Here is a 3,986-nt window from a genome sequence, read left to right as displayed (position 1 = left end):
AATCACAAGATGCAAAAATGTCTTGGAGGTCATAAAGCAGTTGGGCATCATCCTCCGACTGCAAGCCCGGATTAGCGATAAGATCGAAGCCTTGACCTTCCAACCAACGATAAAAATTCCTAGGAACTTGATCTGGACTCACTACAACCTCAATACTTTGGGTCGTATACCAAGTCGTATACGGGCTTTCTAGGTCAGAATTTAATATTCTTGTCGAATTATATTCATTTAGATCTATATTTTCTTGCTCGAACAACTGGCTCACAACAAAATCCCATAGATGTTCATCAGCTTCTATGATGAAGTCAACACCTTTGTATTCTTTATCGATATGACTGTATCCAATTCTGGTTAAAGACATGTTTCCTACCTGCGTTTATGGTTTTCTTACTTACATCTATAGTATTAGATGCCCGAATCATTTAAAGAATCAAAAACATATTAAATCTATGATATTGATAATCATGGAATTTTAATATGAACAAGATCACTATTATTCAACAACTACCAAATCTCCCTATTCCTCTACAAGAGCAAGTCAAAGCCATACTCACTGAACCATTTCACGATGAAACAGAAACCCAACAGGCATGGGATGAACTGCAATGTGAACTCTGGTTCCTCACCTCAATTAATGATCTAAACGCTGTCGTCGTCGACGATATCGAACTGCTGAAACGAGCCCTAACCTATACCGAATTCGAAGATGATCTAGATTACGGAGCTTCTATATCCCTAAGTATTGTCGAGGATAACGGTAAGGGTATCTACCTACTGATGCCTAAGACACTCCGTACTGAATTGCATCAGCATTTCGCAATCTCTGATGAGTAAGGGGGACTGATGCAATCACGTAAATTCAAATTCAATAAGCGCCAACTTGATTCACTACCGCCGACGCCGTCGACAAGTCGAAGTAAAGAAACTGAGTATACGGATGAGCTCTGTAGCGGCCTGAAAATTATAATTAACAGACAAGGGAGACGTAGGTTCCTATTCAGATACACCTATTTCGGGAAAAAGAAATCGTTACAAATTGGTGAATACCCTGCGCTAGATATCAACACTGCTAGGCAGATAGCTAATGATCACAAGCGAGAGATAGCACTGGGAAATGACCCCAAGGCTATGAGGGATGAGAAATCTAATGTACTCACGTTTCAAGAATTTGCGGAGCTGCATTACTTACCCTATGCCCGAATGAACAAACTTACGGCTAAGAATGATGTCGGTAACTTAAAGCTACATTTCTACCCTAAATGGGGTAAGAAAAGTATCACCGATATCAATCAACAAGACATTCAAAAGCTACTCGATGGAATCCTAGAAACAAGGAAACCATCAACAGTGAATAGATTACGTTCCTTAGCCCTTAGAATGTTCAGGTTAGCCATGGAATGGGGGTATGTAGATAGCAATCCGGGGCAGTACATAAGAAAGCTAAAGGAGAATAATTTAAGAAACAGGTTCTTGAATCGCAAAGAGGTTTCATCCTTCATCAAAGCATGCAACGAGGAACCCAATCGCACCCAAGGAAACGCCTTAAAGTTCGCCCTACTTACCGGGATGCGTATAGGTGAAATTACTAACTCTAAGTGGGACTGTCTTACCGTCGACGACGACGGCAATTGGAGCCTATTTCTTCCCCACACAAAATCGGGGTTATCAAGGACGGTGTTACTCAATAATTTAGCTAAGGAGGTGATAAATGACCAACGACGATTTCAGATACGTAAGAACCCCTATATCTTTGCCGGAGATGCACCCGGTAGACCTATCGCACATCCGAAGAAGGCATTCGCTAGAATCAAGAAAGCAGCAGGTATCTACGATGACTTCCGCATACACGACCTCAGGCACTCTTTCGCTTCGATTCTCATAAACAGCGGAAATGCGACGCTCTATGATGTTCAGCATCTACTTGGGCACCAGAGCCCTCAAACTTCGACTAGGTATGCTCATTTGGCTAGTTCTAGGTTGAGAGAGGTAAGTGCTAATGTGTCAGAGTTGGTAGGGGATGTGAGTAGTTAGGAAAGAAAGCAGTGAACATTTAGGGCACTGCTTTTTTAAAACACAATTATTTTATACCACGTTTGGGATCTATTAATGATACCAATGGTTTAGTTGCATATTATTTGAGAGTATAATCAGGTACATCTTTCTTTGAGGTTAAATATGAATATTCAACAAGTTATCTCTGAGTGGAATACGCCTTTGGGGTTTATTGCGGCACTTATAGCTATTGGAGGGCTTATTTGGGGAGTAGTGAGATTCTGCCTATATAAGTATAAAAAGTTTAAAGAGCCAGTTGATGTTCACGGGTATTTGAAGTCACTTAAGTTAAGGAAAGAGTACAAGATCGCCATTGTTGATGATGAAATTGATGATTTTCCTATCCAGTATCTACGAAGCCTTGATTATAAAGTATCTACTTTTGAATCAATCTCACTCAACGAAGTAGATAAGTTACTCAACTTTGACATGATCTTCCTTGATGTAAAAGGTGTAGTACAAGAGGACATGGAAACAGGTGGCGCGAAGTTATTGAAGCTAATCAAGAAGGCAAAACCAAGTATCATGGTCATAGCTGTATCTTCAGGCAAATATCAATTAAACCTCAATTCCTTTTTTGAAAACTCTGATGACGTACTAAATAAACCCATTAGAGAAGAGAACATAGAACGATCTATCTCTGATTTGATTGATAGCAATATTGATGTGGATATGATGACCGAGAAGTTGTCGGATATGATTGCTTGTTCAAAATCCAAGCAAGAAAAATTGATAAACAAATGCTTAATTAAATTCTTTTCTGGTGCGGTTACTCATGAAGAGTTGTGCAACACAATTCACGTGAATACAAATCATAAGTATTCAGAAAAAATATCGACTATCGCAGATAAAATAGTGAAGAGGATAAATTTTGATTCGTGATTTCCTAAAGGATGGGTTGATTAGTCATAACTTCCCTATAATAGTTAATGGGAAGATTTATGACGGGAACAAAATTAAACGCAATGGTATTTGTACAGAGGATTGTTACAAAAATGAACACCTTAACATTATAAAGCCTGTAGTATGCACTCATGGATTTACCCACTATCTTAAAAAGGTCAATGGTCTAGATGTAGCTATCGTTGATGTCATCTCAGATAACAGTAGGCTATCAAAAAAATATCGTGGACGAAGTGTCACCCTAGAGTATGCACAAAAATGGTTTAGCTATCTAAATACTTTTAGTAACCGCCTCGATCAACTTGTCTTTCAAAAAGCTAGTGAAGACTTTGATAAATTTCATGAAGTAACTAAGTGGTGTGATCAAATACACCATTATTCAGATAAAATTCTTCGTAATTATGGTGATACCCCAAAAGACGCTGAAAAAAAAGCGCCAAAAAATGTAAAAAGCCTCTACAAATCTTCAGTAATGCTCAAAGATTCGTTGGAAACAACAGGGATTTACTTCAATCCTAATGCTGCAAAATACGGAAGAAAACGCTCTACTGATATCTATCGAATGATAGATAAGATTGTGCGTGTGGTTGAACACTCAGAGGCTAGTGCTTTTAACAAGAAAATCCGGCTAAGTGGCCGAGTAGATAAAAATTATGATATCTATGAGTCATTTAAGATCATCCCATTGTCATTTCTACAAAATGCGATTAAGTACTCGTCAAGTGATGAAATCAAGGTAAGGTTTGAAGAGTTTTCTAACTCACTAACCATAAACGTGATTTCTACAGGGAATTTCATCCCAAATACTCAATTAGAGAAGTTATTTGATAGAGGGTATAGAACTCCTTGGGCTCGAAAGACACACCATGATGGAAAAGGGTTAGGCCTTTACGTATCTAACATTGTAGCGGAGGCTCATAGTTTCGAGATTGGGGCTAAAAGCATGAAACTAAACTATGACTACAACGATCTACCTCAAGCTGAAAATCTATTTTTTTTGAAAATTACAGATAAGTAACCCCCCATCACTC

The 3,986-nt window shown here is 38.6% G+C and carries 5 protein-coding genes; 4 read left to right on the top strand and 1 reads right to left on the bottom strand.

Annotation, left to right across the window (positions count from 1 at the left end):
- A partial coding sequence (locus ACED60_RS25260; protein ID WP_371728705.1) for a hypothetical protein occupies positions 1 to 361 on the bottom strand: 361 nt, incomplete at its 3' end.
- A 116-nt stretch (positions 362 to 477) separates the two neighbouring features.
- Here ACED60_RS25260 and ACED60_RS25255 point away from each other — a divergent pair.
- The 4 genes from ACED60_RS25255 to ACED60_RS25240 all read left to right on the top strand — a co-directional run bounded on the left by ACED60_RS25255 (position 478) and on the right by ACED60_RS25240 (position 3,973).
- Positions 478 to 834 (top strand): hypothetical protein, encoded by a 357-nt coding sequence (locus tag ACED60_RS25255; RefSeq protein WP_371728704.1) that lies wholly within the window; start codon positions 478 to 480, stop codon positions 832 to 834.
- 9 nt (positions 835 to 843) lie between these two features.
- On the top strand, positions 844 to 2,031 hold the full coding sequence (locus ACED60_RS25250) for a tyrosine-type recombinase/integrase (protein ID WP_371728703.1): 1,188 nt from the start codon (positions 844 to 846) through the stop codon (positions 2,029 to 2,031).
- 144 nt (positions 2,032 to 2,175) lie between these two features.
- On the top strand, positions 2,176 to 2,934 hold the full coding sequence (locus tag ACED60_RS25245; protein ID WP_102424458.1) for a hypothetical protein: 759 nt from the start codon (positions 2,176 to 2,178) through the stop codon (positions 2,932 to 2,934).
- Positions 2,924 to 3,973 (top strand): ATP-binding protein, encoded by a 1,050-nt coding sequence (locus tag ACED60_RS25240; RefSeq protein WP_102424456.1) that lies wholly within the window; start codon positions 2,924 to 2,926, stop codon positions 3,971 to 3,973. The genes ACED60_RS25245 and ACED60_RS25240 overlap by 11 nt, the downstream gene beginning before the upstream one ends.
- The last annotated feature ends 13 nt before the right edge of the window (positions 3,974 to 3,986 follow it).

Source organism: Vibrio sp. 1F279 (genome assembly GCF_041439815.1).
In the GTDB taxonomy this organism is placed as follows: Bacteria; Pseudomonadota; Gammaproteobacteria; order Enterobacterales; family Vibrionaceae; genus Vibrio; species Vibrio tasmaniensis_A.
This window is presented reverse-complemented; position numbering and strand designations above follow the sequence as displayed.

Bases quoted from the DNA above. Each gene is read 5' to 3' on its own strand.
- ACED60_RS25255 (WP_371728704.1), top strand. From the start codon at position 478: ATGAACAAGATCACTATTATTCAACAACTACCAAATCTCCCTATTCCT.
- ACED60_RS25250 (WP_371728703.1), top strand. From the start codon at position 844: ATGCAATCACGTAAATTCAAATTCAATAAGCGCCAACTTGATTCACTA.
- ACED60_RS25245 (WP_102424458.1), top strand. From the start codon at position 2,176: ATGAATATTCAACAAGTTATCTCTGAGTGGAATACGCCTTTGGGGTTT.